General features: G+C 55.6%; 17 protein-coding genes. 6 read left to right on the top strand and 11 right to left on the bottom strand.

The annotated features are described in order from the left end of the window. The 7 genes from RYZ27_RS11205 to RYZ27_RS11175 form a co-directional block, all read right to left on the bottom strand. Window positions 1-279 carry a zf-TFIIB domain-containing protein gene (locus RYZ27_RS11205; protein WP_406679598.1) on the bottom strand — a complete coding sequence of 93 codons (279 nt, stop codon included), beginning with the start codon at window positions 277-279 and terminating at the stop codon, window positions 1-3. Between the two features lie 127 nt (window positions 280-406). Beyond that, window positions 407-1,300 (bottom strand): fructose bisphosphate aldolase, encoded by an 894-nt coding sequence (locus RYZ27_RS11200; RefSeq protein WP_406679597.1) that lies wholly within the window; start codon window positions 1,298-1,300, stop codon window positions 407-409. Between the two features lie 29 nt (window positions 1,301-1,329). Then, entirely contained in the window at window positions 1,330-2,511 is a 1,182-nt protein-coding gene (locus RYZ27_RS11195) for a phosphoglycerate kinase (protein ID WP_406679596.1), read from the bottom strand. Window positions 2,512-2,524: 13 nt separating this feature from the next. Next, window positions 2,525-3,532: a type I glyceraldehyde-3-phosphate dehydrogenase gene (gene gap, locus RYZ27_RS11190; protein WP_406679595.1), complete on the bottom strand. Its 1,008-nt coding sequence runs from the start codon at window positions 3,530-3,532 to the stop codon at window positions 2,525-2,527. Between the two features lie 135 nt (window positions 3,533-3,667). Next, window positions 3,668-4,120 (bottom strand): ABA4-like family protein, encoded by a 453-nt coding sequence (locus RYZ27_RS11185; protein WP_406679594.1) that lies wholly within the window; start codon window positions 4,118-4,120, stop codon window positions 3,668-3,670. After that, window positions 4,117-4,545 carry a hypothetical protein gene (locus RYZ27_RS11180; protein WP_406679593.1) on the bottom strand — a complete coding sequence of 143 codons (429 nt, stop codon included), beginning with the start codon at window positions 4,543-4,545 and terminating at the stop codon, window positions 4,117-4,119. The genes RYZ27_RS11185 and RYZ27_RS11180 overlap by 4 nt, the downstream gene beginning before the upstream one ends. Continuing rightward, entirely contained in the window at window positions 4,503-5,627 is a 1,125-nt protein-coding gene (locus tag RYZ27_RS11175; protein WP_406679592.1) for a glycosyltransferase family 4 protein, read from the bottom strand. Before RYZ27_RS11175 ends, RYZ27_RS11180 begins: the two co-directional genes overlap by 43 nt. Window positions 5,628-6,254: 627 nt before the next feature. On the opposite strand from RYZ27_RS11175, the gene RYZ27_RS11170 reads away from it, so the two are divergent. The 6 genes from RYZ27_RS11170 (at window position 6,255) to RYZ27_RS11145 (ending at window position 12,228) form a co-directional block, all read left to right on the top strand. Next, window positions 6,255-8,117: a ribonucleoside-diphosphate reductase subunit alpha gene (locus tag RYZ27_RS11170; protein WP_406679591.1), complete on the top strand. Its 1,863-nt coding sequence runs from the start codon at window positions 6,255-6,257 to the stop codon at window positions 8,115-8,117. An 18-nt stretch (window positions 8,118-8,135) separates the two neighbouring features. Further along, the gene (locus tag RYZ27_RS11165; RefSeq protein WP_406679590.1) at window positions 8,136-8,375 is read left to right on the top strand and encodes a DUF2164 domain-containing protein; all 240 of its coding nucleotides are present in this window, start codon (window positions 8,136-8,138) and stop codon (window positions 8,373-8,375) included. Window positions 8,376-8,670: 295 nt separating this feature from the next. Then, on the top strand, window positions 8,671-9,486 hold the full coding sequence (locus RYZ27_RS11160; protein WP_406679589.1) for a lipid A-modifier LpxR family protein: 816 nt from the start codon (window positions 8,671-8,673) through the stop codon (window positions 9,484-9,486). 76 nt (window positions 9,487-9,562) lie between these two features. Continuing rightward, window positions 9,563-10,528, top strand: coding sequence for a lipid A deacylase LpxR family protein (locus tag RYZ27_RS11155; protein WP_406679588.1), 966 nt, complete (start codon window positions 9,563-9,565; stop codon window positions 10,526-10,528). 143 nt (window positions 10,529-10,671) lie between these two features. Then, window positions 10,672-11,709 carry a ribonucleotide-diphosphate reductase subunit beta gene (locus RYZ27_RS11150; protein ID WP_406679587.1) on the top strand — a complete coding sequence of 346 codons (1,038 nt, stop codon included), beginning with the start codon at window positions 10,672-10,674 and terminating at the stop codon, window positions 11,707-11,709. A 93-nt stretch (window positions 11,710-11,802) separates the two neighbouring features. Continuing rightward, window positions 11,803-12,228 (top strand): hypothetical protein, encoded by a 426-nt coding sequence (locus RYZ27_RS11145; protein WP_406679586.1) that lies wholly within the window; start codon window positions 11,803-11,805, stop codon window positions 12,226-12,228. A 9-nt stretch (window positions 12,229-12,237) separates the two neighbouring features. Here the strand turns inward: RYZ27_RS11145 and RYZ27_RS11140 are convergent, their stop codons facing one another. The 4 genes from RYZ27_RS11140 to RYZ27_RS11125 all read right to left on the bottom strand — a co-directional run bounded on the left by RYZ27_RS11140 (window position 12,238) and on the right by RYZ27_RS11125 (window position 16,087). Beyond that, complete coding sequence (locus RYZ27_RS11140) at window positions 12,238-13,599, bottom strand: ABC1 kinase family protein (protein WP_406679585.1); 1,362 nt, start codon at window positions 13,597-13,599, stop codon at window positions 12,238-12,240. A gap of 85 nt (window positions 13,600-13,684) precedes the next feature. Then, the gene (locus RYZ27_RS11135) at window positions 13,685-14,173 is read right to left on the bottom strand and encodes an asparaginase domain-containing protein (protein WP_406679584.1); all 489 of its coding nucleotides are present in this window, start codon (window positions 14,171-14,173) and stop codon (window positions 13,685-13,687) included. Further along, complete coding sequence (gene nadD / locus RYZ27_RS11130) at window positions 14,170-14,781, bottom strand: nicotinate (nicotinamide) nucleotide adenylyltransferase (protein WP_406679583.1); 612 nt, start codon at window positions 14,779-14,781, stop codon at window positions 14,170-14,172. The genes RYZ27_RS11135 and nadD overlap by 4 nt, the downstream gene beginning before the upstream one ends. A gap of 22 nt (window positions 14,782-14,803) precedes the next feature. Then, complete coding sequence (locus RYZ27_RS11125; RefSeq protein ID WP_406681781.1) at window positions 14,804-16,087, bottom strand: glutamate-5-semialdehyde dehydrogenase; 1,284 nt, start codon at window positions 16,085-16,087, stop codon at window positions 14,804-14,806. Window positions 16,088-16,135: the final 48 nt, after the last annotated feature.

Raw genomic sequence — 16,135 nt, 5'->3', positions numbered from 1 at the left:
TCAATCGAACATGTCGAAGAGTTCGCCGAGTAGGCTTTCGCGCTTGCGTGGGCGGCGAGAGCGTGATCTGCGATCATCCCAGTCATCATCGTCGTCATCCCAACGGTCATCGTGTCGGTGTTGGGGGGGCGGCGCCTGACGGGGGCCGTCAATGCGCTCAATGATTTTGTCGAGTTCGCCGCGATCGAGCCAAACCCCTCGGCAGGTTGGGCAATAATCAATCTCAACGCCAGAGCGTTCTGTTACCACAAGGGTCTCACCGTCCACGGGGCATTTCATGCGAGTCTGTCTCCTGTTCTCTGCCTAGAGTTGGGGCGGAGAGGGGAGCTCGACAAGCAAGCAAAAGAAAAGCCCTGATGGCTTTTACACCATCAGGGCGATTGGTTTTGGCTATGGTAGGCCTTGCTTAGCCTGCAGAAGAGGCCGTGCAGATATTGTCGATTGAGCCAGCCAGAGTGGCATCGAACTGATCATCGCTTTGCTGCGCTGAAAGGCCTTCAGACAACGCGCGAGAGAAGCTGGCAATCATGCCGGTCTGGCGGCCAAGGCGCGCGCAGGCTTCTTCGCGGGTATAACCGCCAGACAGCGCGACGACACGCATGACGCGCGGGTGGTCGACCAGCGGCTTATACAGGTTGTCTTTCTCTGGCAGGGTCAGCTTGAGCATGACCTGTTGATCGGCGGGCAAGGCATCGAGATGCTTGGTCAGCTCAGCCAGAAGGATGTCTTCGGCTTCGGCTTTGTCGGCGATGCTGATCGTGACTTCCGGCTCGATGATTGGAACCAGGCCGTGGCCAAGGATCTGGCGACCAACCTCAAACTGCTGCGTGACAATAGCGGCAATCCCGGTTGGGTTAGCGGCATCGATCACAGAGCGCATTTTGGTTCCGAAAATGCCTTTCGAGACGCCCTTTTCAAGCAGGGCATCAAGGTCTGGCATTGGCTTCATCACCTTCACGCCATTCTCTGAGTCAGCCAGACCCTTGTCGACCTTCAGGAAAGGGACAACGCCGCACTCATTCCAGAGATATTCAGCGGTCGGTGTGCCATCAATCTCGCCATCCATGGTGCGTTCGAACAGGATCGCGCCGATCACCTTGCTGCCAGTGAAGGCTGGGGATTTGATGATCCGGGTGCGCATCTGGTGGATGATGTCGAACATCTCGTCTTCGGTAGACCAGGCATCTTCGGTGACACCATAGAGACCGAGCGCTTTTGGGGTGGAGCCGCCAGATTGGTCAAGCGCAGCAATAAAGCCGTCCTGTGTGGCGATCTGTTTTGTCATTTCGGCCTTAGCCATTGCGTTCTCTCCTCCGAGCGTAACGTTTCTTAGGTTTTCAGGGCTTCGACACCGGGAAGGGGTTTCCCCTCCATCCATTCCAGGAAAGCCCCGCCTGCGGTTGAAATATGGGTGAAATCTTCTGCGACGCCCGCATGATTGAGCGCGGCAACAGTGTCCCCGCCACCGGCAACAGCGATCAGCTCGCCTTTGGCGCAACGCGTCGCTGCGGCCTGTGCGGCCTGAACGGTTGCTTTGTCGAAGGGTTCCATCTCAAATGCGCCAAGCGGACCATTCCAGACCAGCGTTTTGGCTGTATCCATGGAGGCAGCAAGGATCGCGACGGTTTGCTGTCCGGCATCGAGGATCATTTCATTGTCAGCGACTTCGTCGAGACCACATGTGCGATGCGGCGCATTGGCGGCGAAGTCTTTCGCGACCACGACATCCATAGGCAGCAGGATGTCACAGCCCGCGGCTTTGGCGTTGCGTTCAATCTCGCGGGCCGTGTCGGTCAGATCATGCTCACATAAGGATTTGCCAACGCTATAGCCGCGCGCGGCCAGGAATGTGTTGGCCATGCCGCCGCCAATCGCGAGGGCATCGACCTTGGAAACCAGATTCTTCAGAAGGTCGATCTTGGATGAGACTTTCGCCCCGCCCACAACCGCCATAACCGGGCGCTGTGGCGCGCCAAGGGCCGCATTGAGCGCTTTGAGTTCGGCTTCCATAAGGAGACCAGCACAGGCGGGAAGTAGGCGGGCCACGCCTTCGGTTGAGGCATGGGCGCGGTGTGCCGCAGAGAAGGCATCATTGCAATAGACATCGCCCAGCGAGGCCAGGAATTGCGCCATCTGCGGATCATTGGCTTCTTCCATCGCGGTGAAGCGTGTGTTCTCAACCAGAATGATGGCATCAGCAGGGGCCGCATCAATCATGCCGCGATCGGGCCGCTCGACAAAAGTGACGGGCTTGCCCAGAGCCGCTTCCATTGCCGGCACGGTGACGCGCAGCGACATGTCGGGATTGGGCTGTCCTTTAGGGCGGCCAAAGTGAGCCAGAAGAACTGGCTTGCCGCCCTTTTCCAGGATTTTCAGGATGGTCGGCGCGACTTTGTCGATACGGGTCGTATCAGTGACGCGCTGACCTTCGACGGGAACATTGATGTCAATGCGTGTGAGGACAGCCTTCCCGGCGAGGTCCATATCGTCGAGCGTCTTAAAGCTGTCCATCTTCCACGGTCCTTTACAGGAATTTTGCCATGGCGAGCGCTGTATCGCTCATACGTGTGGCAAAGCCCCACTCATTGTCATACCAGCTCAGGACGCGAACCAGTGTTCCGTCGGTGACGTTCGTGCCGTCTGCGGCAAAGGTTGAGCTGTGCGCATCATGATTGAAGTCTGCAGAAACCAGTGGCGCGGTTGAGTAACCGAGAACGCCTTTCATTGGGCCTTCAGCGGCTGCCTTGATCGCATTGTTGATTTCTTCAGCAGTGGTCTCACGGGAGGCGTCGAACACGAGATCGATCATGGAGACGTTTGGTGTCGGGACGCGAACTGCAGAGCCGTCAAGCTTTCCAGCCAGCTCTGGCAGAACCAGACCGACAGCTTTCGCAGCCCCTGTAGAGGTTGGGATCATGGAGCTGGCGGCTGCGCGCCCGCGATACAGATCCTTGTGCATCCGGTCGAGCGTTGGCTGATCGCCCGTATAGGCGTGGACAGTGGTCATGTAGCCGCGCTCAATCCCGACGGTATCATTCAGGACTTTCGCAACCGGCGACAGACAGTTGGTTGTGCACGAAGCATTTGAAACGATCAGATCGTCCGCGCTCAGCGTGTCATCATTCACGCCAAACACGATGGTCTTGTCCGCGCCGCTTGCCGGGGCAGAGACCAGAACGCGCTTTGCGCCCGCCTCAAGGTGGGCAGACGCAGCGTCTTTAGAGGTAAAGATACCCGTGCACTCAAACGCGATGTCGACATCCATTTCCTTGTGCGGGAGTTCAGCCGGGTTGCGAACGGCAGTACACTTGAAGGACCGCTTGCCAACGCGGATGATGTCTCCATCAACTTCAACCGTTTCGTTCAGCTTGCCGTGCACCGAATCATACTGGAGCAGGTGAGCATTGGTTTCGACCGGACCAAGATCGTTGATTGCAACGACTTCGATGTCTGTGCGGTCATGTTCGATGATTGAGCGGAGAACCAGACGGCCAATCCGGCCAAATCCGTTGATTGCGACGCGAAGAGCCATACTAAACCTCTTAATAATAAGTTCCTGATTTGGCGGGGGTCTTAGCCCTATGCAGCAAGGCCGTCTATAGGGCCTAAGGTGCAAACCATGCTGACTGCGTTGTCATGGCTCACCAATAGCAGTGGAAAGACAGATTCAGGTCTGTTTATCCTCAATCAGACTAAATCCTTTGCCGTGTGCAAGGCGCAATAGGGCATAGAGGACAAGGCCAACAGGGCCGAAGACATACGAAAACAGGATGCAAGGGGCGGCCTGCCAGTGTGGGATCGATTGGCGCTGGCTATCGCGCCCTATCCATGCCCCGACAAACAGGTCAAAGACGAGGAAGTGAGACCAGCCAACCAGAACCCCGTTTGGGTGCTGAAACAGTGACGTAACACCATGCATGGTAAATCCGGCATCGGGATGGGATTGTCCGAAGAAAACACCCGCGATGAGACAGACAGTATAGATGCCCCCCATCAGGAGGGGCCAGAGCATGGAGTGTACGAGGCGTTTGGTGATTCCTGCCCCGGGCAGAAACAACAATAGGAGCCAAGCCGGAACAACCAGGGCGTTAATCAGTGTAAACCCGGTTTCCCACATCATCGTTTGCCGACTTTCCTCAGGAACCAGCCAATAGCCACACCAAAAATGATTCCCGATACAAGGCCTGCGGCAAGCACCTCATTTGGTGGGAATTGACCTTGCGCAATAGATTGTCGATTCCCCATCCAGACCATTGGGACACCATAGCCAATGACGCCCAGAATCGCATGCCCCCAAATTGGCCCTTGCCACAGGCGTTTGACATCCTGGCGGTTCTGTTCACGGACATGCTTTGGGCGACTGCGCGCAAAGATCATGTAAGCAGCGATAAGAAAGATCATGCCACAAATGATGGTGACTTTCATCGTTCCGGTCGCCAGATCACTGGCAATGACGGCCGTAACGATCAGAGCCGCTGCAAAAGCGGCCTTAAAGAGTAGAGTCAGGTATCCTGCTTGCTGGTCCATTGGTCCCAATCGATCCATGTTTTCTTTTTTCGTCTGAGGGTTTGCCAGAAGCGGCGGCGTTCCGGCGTCGGAAGGGGCTGTAAGTTTTCAAGGAAAGCGTGCGCCACTGCCTTCCAGCTATACCCTTCAGCGTATGTCCGGCAGGTGGCACGATCAAGCGTCAGGCAATCCTTTGCCCCTTTTGCGAGGTCCCCGTTGATCGGGGTAATTGTGCCAGCATCTGATCCGGGGATCACATCTTTCGGGCCTGTCGCTTCATAAGCGGCAACGGGTGTGCCCGAGGCCATTGCCTCCAACACAACCAGACCAAACGTATCAGTCAGGCTGGGAAAAACAAAAACGTCGGCACTGGCATAGCAGGTCGCGAGGTCTTCACCGAATTTGGCGCCGAGAAAATGCACATTCGGATATTTCTTCTTCAAGCCTTCAAGCGCTGGCCCATCGCCCACCACAACGACGGAACCTGGCAAATCAAGTTCCACAAAGGCTTCAATATTTTTCTCAACGGCGACTCGGCCCACATTCAGGAAGATTGGCCGCGCTAGGCCTTCGAACGGATCGTCTGGCTCGCCTTCTTCAATGCGTTTGGAAGGGTGGAAGAGTTCTGTATCTACACCGCGGGTCCAGGCGACAAGGTTGATGAACCGCTTGGCTTCCAGTTCCTCGACCATGCTGGGCGTTGGCACCATCACGCGGCCTGAATACTTGTGGAACCAGCGCACAAAGCTGTAACCCGCACGCGTTGGGACCGGGAAGCGGGCTGAGACATATTCGGGGAAACGAGTATGATAGGCGGTTGAGAAGGGGTGGTGCATTTTCAGGCACATTTTGCGCCCGGCCATGCCGAGCGTGCCTTCAGTCACAATATGTACGGCTTCTGGCTCGAAAGCTTCAAACCGTTCGCGAATCCGGCGCTCAGCGAACATAGCGAGCTTTATTTCCGGATAGGTCGGCAAGGGCATGGTTTTGAAGCCTTCGCCCGGATGCACAATATCAAACTCGTGGCCTTCAGCTTCCAATTCCGCGATCACGCGTTGCATCGTGCGCACGACGCCATTGACCTGGGGTTCCCAAGCATCTGTGACGATCATGATCTTCATGGGTGCTCCTTAGCCCACCAACCGAATTTTGGAGTTTGAAGGAGTCGAAAGCTGGCGTAAAGACAAAGGGTGGTTGCAACAGCAACTATTTTTCACGGAGCAGGGGTGAGGACGAGTGCTGCTATAGTCTTTCGCAAGAGCTGGGACACTTTAAGTCTTGGTGATTTTACAGATGCGTGGACGGTCGGGCCAAGTCTCTAGCACCTGTCCTATCCATAGCCCACATGACGGTGGGAAGCTGCAGGGACACGAAGTGTAGCACTAAGTGTCGTGATTGAAGGTCAGGGCTTGGTCTTTGCTCAGCCTTGGCGAGGATGATTTTGAGGTAGATTTGCCCCGGTTTGAGTGTCGGGCGAATTTTCTTTGTCCTGGCAAGATTTTGCTGTGGATTGTTTAGTGTGCCTGACGGGCCTGTTCTTACTGGTGTCGTTGCGCTGATCACGCGGCTTGTTAGCCTGTTTTTTACCCCTTCTCCACAGCCCAAATGACGAATTTGAGACAGACCCTGTTGACGTCTCATTAACCTTCGGGGCACTATATTTAGTGTCAGGACTGGTTTGAGATACTGCATATGGCGGTTTTTGGGAGAAGTCCTATATATTACGGGCAAGTTAGGGGTAGATAGAGATGTCTGGAATGAACACTGCAACTGCGGCAGATGAGTCAATTGAAGCACGCGCCTTTGATGGGGCGCCAGACCTGCGTGTTGTGCCAACGATTCAGATGGATCACACACGTGACGATCTGTTGACCGAGTTTGGCAAAGTGACTCTGAAAGACCGCTATTTGCTGCCCGGTGAGTCGTATCAGGACATGTTTGCCCGGGTTTCTACGGCTTTTGCCGATGATGCCGACCACGCCCAGCGTCTTTATGACTATATGTCCAAGCTCTGGTTCATGCCAGCGACCCCTGTTCTGTCAAATGGTGGGGCCGAGCGCGGCTTGCCGATCTCTTGTTTCCTGAATCAGGTCGGCGACAGCCTTGATGATATTGTCAGCACCTGGACAGAGAATGTCTGGCTCGCCTCGAATGGTGGCGGTATCGGCACCTATTGGGGCAATGTCCGTTCAATCGGTGAGAAAGTTGGTCAGAACGGTCAGACATCCGGGATTATCCCTTTCATCCGTGTGATGGACAGCCTAACCCTTGCGATAAGTCAGGGGTCGCTGCGCCGTGGCTCTGCGGCCTGTTATCTCGATGTCCACCACCCGGAAATCGAAGAATTCCTTGAGGTGCGTAAGCCATCAGGCGACTTCAACCGCAAGTCTTTGAACCTGCACCACGGGATCAATATCACGGACGCCTTTATGGAGGCGGTTCGCACCGATAGTGAGTTTGAGCTGATCTCGCCAAAATCAGGTGAAGTGCTGCGCACCGTGAATGCTCGCAAGATCTGGCAGAAGATTCTGGAGCTGCGCATTCAGACGGGTGAGCCATACTTGCTGTTCACGGATACTGTGAACAATGCGATGCCGGCCCACCAGCGCCAGCTTGGCTTGCAGGTCACGCAGTCAAACCTGTGTTCTGAAATTACCCTGCCAACCGGTCTGGACCATAATGGCGTTGATCGCACGGCGGTATGCTGCCTGTCTTCTGTGAATGCTGAAAAGTTCATGGAGTGGAGCAAGCATGAGGGTTTCCTCGAGGATGTTTACCGCTTCCTCGACAATGTTCTGCAGACTTTCATCGACGAAGCGCCGGACCAGATGTCTCGCGCGGTTTATTCAGCCAAGCGTGAACGCTCGGTTGGTCTTGGCCTGATGGGGTATCACAGCTTCCTGCAAGGCATGAATGTGCCTTTCGAGAGTGCCATGGCGAAAGTCTGGAACGAGAAAATGTTCAAGCATATCCGTCAGGGTGCGGATGCGGCCTCTGTCAAGCTCGCCAAAGAGCGAGGGCCATGCGAGGACGCAGCCGAAGCCGGTATGATGGCGCGCTTTAGCCACAAGATGGCGGTCGCACCAACGGCCTCTATTTCTATCATTTGTGGCGGGACCTCTGCGGGTATCGAGCCGATCCCGGCCAATGTCTACACGCACAAGACCTTGTCAGGTTCGTTCACGGTGAAGAACCAGCACCTTGAAGCTTTGTTGGAGAGCAAGGGTGAGAACACAGACGATACCTGGACGTCTATTCTTGAGCACGAAGGCTCCGTGCAGCACCTTGAGTGCCTCGATGAACATGAGAAGTCGATCTATAAGACCGCCTTTGAGCTGGATCAGCGCTGGGTGATTGAGCATGCGGCGGACCGTACGCCATATATCTGTCAGGCCCAGTCCCTGAACGTCTTCCTGCCGGCTGACATTTCTAAGTGGGACTTGCACATGCTGCACTGGACCGCGTGGGAGAAAGGCCTGAAGTCGCTCTACTATTGCCGTTCCAAGTCTGTTCAGCGCGCCAGCTTTGCCGGTGTCGAGGATAAAGAGGCTGTGGCTGGTGGCATGGATGTTCCAAACACCGACTATGATGAGTGTCTGGCTTGTCAGTAAGCTGATCTCAGCCCGATCATGAAGAAGATTGAGCTTTCAAAAGACAGAAGGGACGCCATGGTGGCGTCCCTTCAACGTATTTATACGACTGAATTTGACGAGACACTTTCCAGCTTTCGGGCTGATCGCCTGATCGATGCCTATTTAGAACACCTTGCCCCAATAGCCTACAATCAGGCCGTACAAGATGTTCGCGCGCATCTCCAAACAAAGCTCGATGACCTGGATGGCGAGGTCTATATTCCAGAACAAGAATAGCGATTTTGGCGCTCTTTCTGCTCGTTGTTTTGGCTTTTCACGTCAGCTTACGGCACCGAAATCTAATTTTTCCGGGTAAAATAAAGCCAAAAATGAAAAAAATACTTGTTCTTGTTAACCTGATCCTAGGAGCAAAAGTACGGGCTAATGCGTAAATATGACGGGTTCTGACCCCAAAATGGCCTCGTTTGTGCATTAACTTAAAGCCATAAAACAAGGATTCGATGCCGTATCACGTTTATGTTACGGTAACAGTCTACGGTAAGCTTACTCGGGAGGATAGGGAGCTACCGTAATGAGAGGCTTGAGACGTATGGTTGCTTTGGTAACGACATCTTTGCTGACATTGGCCTGTCAGGGCTGTGTGCAAACAGGCCCCATGGAAGTGGTCAGCCCTCCGGTGCAGGTTTATGAGGTTCGTCAGGATTTTCCCCTGACAAATGCGACTGAAGTGCCAACACTGTCATTGAATGCGACAAATGTCTGGACGCAGTCTGACCATCATACTGGTCTGGAAAGACTGGATCAGGCAGGAACGCAAAGTGCGTTTGCGCCGGGCCTTGTCACATTTGGTCCAGTGCCTGCCGGATCGAGTAAGGCTCTCACAAGTTTTGCGGCCGATCGCGTACAGGAGCAATTGCTTGAGGCCCCGCGCGATCAACGTGCTTTTCAGGGTGAAATTGCTGTTTCAGCACCGTCTGCGCAAACCGGTCTTGGTCTTGATGTTGGGATTGCACCGCGGTTCAGCATGACCCGAGATGGCGCTTTCTCAACCCGTCGTGTTGGCGGTGAGGTTCGGATTGGTCAGGATTTTGACAAACGTGGTGAAGGTGATGCCAAGAGCAGCTGGTATCTCTTTGCGGGTGCCGATGGCGAAGCCCTGGTTTGGGAGCCAGATGCAGCAACGGGTGCAATTGGCATGTCCATGAATGATATGGCCCTTCGCGACAAGGTCACAGTTGGGGATATGCAGGCCGGAATTTCTCTGCAACGGGGTGGTGGTCAGCTGTCTTTCAGTTATATCCGCCGCGAAGTGGAATATCGCGAACAGAATATGGGCGCGAGCGAGACAGAGGATTTTGCCGGTGTCAGCTTTACGCTCAGGCGTTAGAGGAACACTTATCGTGATAACAGGGGCTGCGTGTGGCGCGGCCCTTTTTTCTTGCGCTGCGCAGGAAACAGCGACGGTGACTGTCCCTGCGCAAGCTGACCTTGAGGCAGAAAAAGGCGTTTGGTCGCTTACCTCAGAGAATGACCTGTTCGGCGGGACCGATCGCAATTACTCTAACGGATTGCGGATAGAACGTGTGACCCCGGCCAACAGAGTGACGCCAGGGTTGGCCTGGGTGGCGGCGCGTATTCCACTGCTTGATCTTGAGCGGACAGAGCTCAGGCAAGGCTTTGCGCTCTCACATGCGATTTTCACGCCTGAAAATATTGAGACCCCGGAACCGGACCCAAATGATCGCCCTTATGCCGGATGGCTATACTTTTCAGCAACAGCGGTCGCGACAACCCCGTTGAGTGAGCGGCAGATGGTGCAGGATGTTTTGCAGGTCAATCTGGGCGTGGTCGGGCCATCAGCCGCGGGTCGGTTTGTGCAAGAGAACTGGCATGACATTATCCGCATCACCGAACCCCAAGGGTGGGATAGCCAGCTCAAAGATGAGCCGGGCATTGAGGTCATCGCCCAGCGCATGCGCCAGTTTGAAGGCCGAGATCTCGCTTTCGGCCTGGAAACGGATTACGCGCTGCATGGCGGTGCAACGCTCGGTAATGTGCGGACCTATGCAGCCATCGGCGGATTGGCTCGGATTGGCTGGGATCTCGGCGCTGATTTCGGACCACCGCGTATTCGCCCTGCTTTGGCCGGTGCAGGCGTGTTTGATCCTGAAAGTGCCATTGGGGGATATGTCTTTGCGGGTCTGGAAGCGCGCGCGGTTGCCCGTGACATGTTCCTTGATGGCAACCTCTGGCGTGATGGGCCACGTGTTGAAGATCGACGGGATTTTGTCGCTGATGCCCAAATGGGCATTGCGATGCACTATAATGATGTGCAGATCGCGTTCACCTATGTGCATCGCACCGAGGAGTTTGTGGCGCAGGCCGGACCACAGCGGTTTGGCGCTGTTTCTATCTCTATTGCGCGCTGAGTCGGCCAGCCTGATTGGTTAACAAAACCTTTCCTGTGGATGCTTTATGGAAACATGTCACATGCGGCAGGATACATCTTGCGTCTGCGGGGCGAATGAGGCACTATATGTTGTGTTCTCAGAAAGCTTGAAGGGGTTGTTCAATGGCTGACGATATTAAACCTGTTTCCGGATTATTGGCGCCGAGTTTGTCGTACAAACCGTTCAAGTATCCGTGGGCGTATGACTATTGGAAACTGCAACAGCAGGTTCACTGGCTGCCTGAGGAAGTGCCACTGGGCGAGGACTGTAAGGACTGGGTCAACAAGCTAACCGACAAGGAGCGTAACCTGCTGACGCAGATTTTCCGGTTCTTCACACAGTCTGATGTCGAGGTCGGCGCGAACTATATGGAACACTATATGCCGCTGTTTAAGCCGGTTGAAGTGCGCATGATGTTGGCGGCTTTCTCAAACATGGAAACCGTTCACATTGCAGCTTACGCGCTCCTGCTTGAGACGATCGGTATGCCGGACTCCGAATTCTCCGCTTTCATGGAGTATGAGGAAATGGCGGCCAAGCATGATTACCTTGGCCAGTTCGGCACCGATACCGAAGAGGATATTCTGACCTCTATGGCCGTGTTTGGTGGCTTCACTGAGGGGCTACAACTCTTTGCCTCATTCGCGATGTTGATGAACTTCCCGCGCTTCAACAAGATGAAGGGCATGGGGCAGATCGTGACCTGGTCAATTCGCGATGAGTCGCTGCATTGTGAGGGTATGATGAAATTGTTCCACACGTTCGCTGAGGAAACAGGGGCTTTGACGCCGAAGGTCAAGAACCGCATTCGCGAGTGCTGTGAAACCGTTGTGAAGCTGGAAGACAAATTCATCGATCTCGCCTTCGAGGCTGGTGAAGTTGAGGGCATGACCCCACAGGACATCAAAGACTATATCCGGTATATCGCTGACTGGCGGATGGGTCAGCTCAAGCTGGATCCGATCTATGGGATCGAGAAGCATCCTCTGCCATGGCTGACCGAAATCCTGAATGGCGTTGAGCACGCCAACTTCTTTGAGGCCCGCGCCACTGAATATTCCAAGGGCGCAACCATGGGCAACTGGCACGGCGATGATGGGGTCTGGTCGATGTTCGATCAGCGCAGAGGTCCGCCGGTGCTGATGGGCGAGGAAGCCTAAAGCTGTTGGCTCATACATATACTGCTTGGAAAGGCGCACCTCGACAGGTGCGCCTTTTTTGTGCTGTGAATGACTGTGGAGAGGGAGAGTGAAATGAAGCGAACAATTACAATTGCAGCGGCCGTGATAGTCCTCGGTGCCTGCGCAGGCAGTGATCCCAAAGCTGAGCTGCGGGCGGATTGTACGGTAATTGCCGAGGATGAAGAGGGGCAGGAGAACATTGCCGGTATGGGCGGTGATCCGGCGAGTTTTTGTGACTGCATGCTGGCTCGAATAGAGATGCTGGATGAAGCAACACAAGCCAAAGTTGCCTTGACGCTGGATACGGTGGCGACGCGTGCGACCGAAACCGGGCGCCCGGTTGAAGATATCGCGATTGAGTTGATGCGACCGGCCATGGTCAACCCGGATGACAAGACCGCCCGTGATTTGATGGATGGTGTGGGTCTGGTAGGACGCATGATCGACGAGGTTGAGGAAGACTTTGGAAGCGGTGCCTGCACCAAAGGCGCTGCCTAGAGCCCGACCCTAAGCTTGCAACACTAAGCCCGCGCGATTCAGCGCTTCCGCTTGCCTTGCTGCCAGCGCCATTTCGTCAAAACCTTCAAGGCTGTCTTCGAACAGGCGGTGGAAATTCAGCTTAGCTCCGAGGCGTAGATAGGCCGCGCCAAGACCGATAGCGGCGCGGTCCATGAAGACGAACTCGCGCGGTATTTTCACCGGGCCACGTTCTTTCAGGAGGCGGCGGACTTCAAACGCTTCCTTGCGACCATATTCGCCCGGTTTCACGCCATCAGCGACACTGCGCACCCGGTCATCATGCATCGGGCCGTAGATAAAGCGCGCCCAGACATTGAGCACTTCGACCAATTCCGGGGTCAGGTTTTCAAACCCCCATTTCTCATAGGCGGCGTAGGTCGCATCAAAGTCATCATCGCGAACCGCGCGATAGAGATCGACAACGCCAGCCACGAAATTTGCCGGGAAAATGCGGATGCAGCCAAAATCAAGCAAGTTGAGGCTCTCACCACCTTGGGTGACCTGATAATTCCCGAGATGCGGATCGCCATGGATCACGGCATAGCCCGTGAATGGTTTCCACCAGGTCCAGAACAGATTGCGGGCAATTGTGTTGCGGACCTCCTGCGGGGCGTCTTCATAGGCGGAGAGGCCTTCACCTTCCACCCAGCTCATGGTCAGCAGGCGATCGGTTGAGAGGTCAGCGATGGGCTCAGGAACAGTGACATAAGGCTCATGGGCAAGCAGTTGCCCATAGAGCGCCATATGTTTGGCTTCGCGCTGGTAATCGAGTTCTTCACGCAGACGGTCAGTGATCTCGCCAATCATTTCGGTCGGGTCGATACTGCCATCAAGACGCTTGAACAGGCCAAGCAGGGTTTTGAGTTGGCCAACATCGCTTTCAACCGCGCTCGCCATGTCCGGGTATTGCAGCTTACAGGCGACCGCGCGGCCATCGGGCAGGGTTGCGCGATGGACTTGTCCGAGTGAGGCAGCATGAGCGGCTTCCTTACCAAACTCGGTAAACCTGCTTTGCCAATCTGCGCCGAGTTCTGCGCGCATGCGTCGACGCACGAAGGGCCAGCCCATGGCAGGGGCTTGCGCCTGTAGATGACTGAGCTGCTCAGCATATTCCGGAGGCAGGAAGTCGGGAATGGTTGAAACCATTTGCGCGACTTTCATCAGCGGCCCTTTGGATTTACCAAGCGCAGCGGCCAATGCCTTGGCAATTCGCTCATCGCCTTTATCGCCGCCAAACAGGGAATTGGCCGCAAAGGTCAGACCAGCGCCGGAAAGATTAGTGCCGACTTTGACGGTCCGGCCTAGCCGAGCCGACAGGCGGTTGCGTTCCGGATCATGCGTATCGCTCATACTTGGGCCATCCTCACACACAGAGGTAAGCCATGTCCACGATGTGCCAAGATGCGCTGCCTGCGGCTTTATTGCGCGAGCGCGATCAGTCTGCGACGAATTTTCCGGCTTCGCGATCCTTGCGAACAGCGCCTGCCTCAAACACGCGGCCATTCATGGCGATATAGACACCGGGCGCGCAGAGCTGGGCTGCGGAAAGGGCAAAACCAACATTGAAGATCGCATCGGTTGAACGAAGGCGCGCGGGCTGCATGGCCCCGGTCAGGACAATGGTCTTGTCAGATATGTCTTTGAGCACTTCAGCGGTTTTGGCCATTGTGTCAGTGCCATGGGTGATCAGGATATGCTTGGCATCACTCGCATTCACGGCCGCGCGAATGGCTTCTCGATCTGCATCTGTCAGCTCAAGGCTGTCCTTCTTCATCAGCGAGGTCAGGTCATAGGTGAAACCGACATTTGCCTCACGCAGGATGGCATCCATGGCTGGCTCACCAATCTTGAACTCCGATAGAGCGTCAAAATACACTTTATCAATCGTGCCGCCGGTCGTGAAAATGTGAAGACGCTTGCTCATCGTGATCGTCCTTGTCTGATCGCGGTCGAACTCGCTGGATTAAGCGGTGCGGTCAAGTAAATCCATGCGGGGGATTTCTGCTCTGCAAGCATAGCTGACATGCGTCGGGGGCGCCGCGCCTCTTTGAAGACTTTCGCAAAATGGCTTGATCTTGCGGCCAGTGTGGCACCAGGGCGAGCAATCACGGCAATCGGGATGGTGCGGGCCAGTGTGTGCCAATCTTTCCAGTGATGGAAATTCATCAAGCTGTCCGAGCCCATGATCCACACGAATTGTGCGCCGGGGCTATGCGCACGGAACAGGCGGACCGTGTCGATCGTGTAGGTCAGATGGGCATGTGCCTCAATGTCACTAACGCGCATCCCGCGATGATTGCGGGTCATGATTTGTACAGCGCCAAGACGCCCCTGAAAGGCTGCTGGGGCTTCCTTTAGCGGATTGCCGCGGGCCGGGATCCACCAGACCTGATCAAGGGCCAGCCGCTTCAATGCGGTTTCAGCGACATGCATATGCCCATCGTGCGGTGGGTTAAAGCTGCCACCGAAGAGACCGATGCGTGCCCGCGTACTGGCGGGAGGCAAATGCTGGGCGACGCGTAAACGGGACATGTCGAGTTTCCGGACTTGTAAGTTAAGGCCGGGTCTGGCCCGTACCGCGTACGACATATTTGAAGATTGTCAGCTGCTCCGCCCCGACAGGGCCACGTGCATGGATACGCCCGGTGGCAATGCCAATCTCTGCGCCCATGCCAAACTCACCACCATCAGCAAATTGGGTTGAGGCGTTATGCATAACGATCCCGGCATCAATGTCAGATAGGAAACGTTCAGCGGTTTCAGCGTTTTCCGTAATGATGCATTCAGTGTGCCCGGTGCCATATTGGCTGATATGCTCAATCGCGCCCTGCGGGCCGTCCACCACGCGCACGGAAATGACCGGAGCAAGGTATTCGGTGCGCCAGTCTTCTTCGCTCGCGGTTTCCATTGTTGCTACAAGCGCTTGTGCGGCGGCATCGCCTTTCAGTGAACACCCCGCATCGATCAAGGCGCTGGCAATAACGGGCAGCAAATCTGTAGCGACGGCTTTGTCGATCAGAAGGGTTTCCGCAGCCCCGCAAATTCCGGTCCGGCGCATTTTAGCGTTGACCGTAATATCCACGGCCTTTTGCGGGTCAGCCGCCGCATCGACATAGATATGGCAGAGGCCCTCAAGGTGGCCAATGACGGGGACGCGCGCTTCTTTCTGAACCCGCTCAACGAGGCTTTTTCCGCCGCGCGGTACAATGACATCTAGCTGGCCATCCAGACCGGTTAGCATGTGACCAACAGCGGCGCGATCCTTTGTCGGAACGAGCTGTACAGCATCAGCAGGCAGGCCAGCATTCTTCAGGCCTGTCCGCAGGGCATCGGCAATCGCGATCGCAGAGTTCAGGCTTTCACTCCCGGCACGCAGGATCGCAGCATTGCCAGAGCGAATGCACAGTGCAGCAGCGTCAGCCGTCACATTCGGGCGGGCTTCGTAGATGATCCCGATCACGCCGAGCGGGGTGCGTACACGCGCAATGTCTAGGCCGGAAGGCACCGTCCACCGGGCGATTTCGCTACCGACAGGGTCAGGCAGGTCCGCGACCTGCCGCAGCGCATCAGCAATACCGGACAGGCGCTCTGGTGTCAGGGCCAGTCGATCCATCATGGCCGGGGCGAGGCCTTTTTCCTTGCCGCCCTGTAAATCCCGCTCATTTGCCGCGAGAATATCGGCTTCAGCCGCTTCAAGCGCCTGTGCCATTGCGCGGATGGCGTTCGTGCGCCCGGCCTCACCAGCTTTGGCGAGCGTCGCGGAGGCTTTGCGCGCATGGTTTCCCATGTCGATCATGGACTGCGCAAGCGCGTCTGGAGTGTATACTGTATCTGCCATACCCCCCATGTGCCGGAAATGCTGCGCCGCGGCAAGATCGCTAGCCAA

The sequence above is a fragment of the Hyphomonas sp. FCG-A18 genome (genome assembly GCF_045287255.1).
Lineage (GTDB): Bacteria > Pseudomonadota > Alphaproteobacteria > Caulobacterales > Hyphomonadaceae > Henriciella.
Note: the sequence above shows the minus strand (reverse complement) of the source record. Positions and strands in the feature narration are given on the sequence as shown.

Coding starts and splice junctions, on each gene's coding strand:
- RYZ27_RS11195 (WP_406679596.1), bottom strand. CDS start 2,511: ATGGACAGCTTTAAGACGCTCGACGATATGGACCTCGCCGGGAAGGCT.
- RYZ27_RS11135 (WP_406679584.1), bottom strand. CDS start 14,173: ATGAGCAAGCGTCTTCACATTTTCACGACCGGCGGCACGATTGATAAA.
- RYZ27_RS11175 (WP_406679592.1), bottom strand. CDS start 5,627: ATGAAGATCATGATCGTCACAGATGCTTGGGAACCCCAGGTCAATGGC.
- RYZ27_RS11170 (WP_406679591.1), top strand. CDS start 6,255: ATGTCTGGAATGAACACTGCAACTGCGGCAGATGAGTCAATTGAAGCA.
- RYZ27_RS11165 (WP_406679590.1), top strand. CDS start 8,136: ATGAAGAAGATTGAGCTTTCAAAAGACAGAAGGGACGCCATGGTGGCG.
- RYZ27_RS11150 (WP_406679587.1), top strand. CDS start 10,672: ATGGCTGACGATATTAAACCTGTTTCCGGATTATTGGCGCCGAGTTTG.
- RYZ27_RS11185 (WP_406679594.1), bottom strand. CDS start 4,120: ATGATGTGGGAAACCGGGTTTACACTGATTAACGCCCTGGTTGTTCCG.
- nadD (WP_406679583.1), bottom strand. CDS start 14,781: ATGTCCCGTTTACGCGTCGCCCAGCATTTGCCTCCCGCCAGTACGCGG.
- RYZ27_RS11200 (WP_406679597.1), bottom strand. CDS start 1,300: ATGGCTAAGGCCGAAATGACAAAACAGATCGCCACACAGGACGGCTTT.
- RYZ27_RS11145 (WP_406679586.1), top strand. CDS start 11,803: ATGAAGCGAACAATTACAATTGCAGCGGCCGTGATAGTCCTCGGTGCC.
- gap (WP_406679595.1), bottom strand. CDS start 3,532: ATGGCTCTTCGCGTCGCAATCAACGGATTTGGCCGGATTGGCCGTCTG.
- RYZ27_RS11125 (WP_406681781.1), bottom strand. CDS start 16,087: ATGGCAGATACAGTATACACTCCAGACGCGCTTGCGCAGTCCATGATC.
- RYZ27_RS11205 (WP_406679598.1), bottom strand. CDS start 279: ATGAAATGCCCCGTGGACGGTGAGACCCTTGTGGTAACAGAACGCTCT.
- RYZ27_RS11180 (WP_406679593.1), bottom strand. CDS start 4,545: ATGGATCGATTGGGACCAATGGACCAGCAAGCAGGATACCTGACTCTA.
- RYZ27_RS11140 (WP_406679585.1), bottom strand. CDS start 13,599: ATGAGCGATACGCATGATCCGGAACGCAACCGCCTGTCGGCTCGGCTA.
- RYZ27_RS11160 (WP_406679589.1), top strand. CDS start 8,671: ATGAGAGGCTTGAGACGTATGGTTGCTTTGGTAACGACATCTTTGCTG.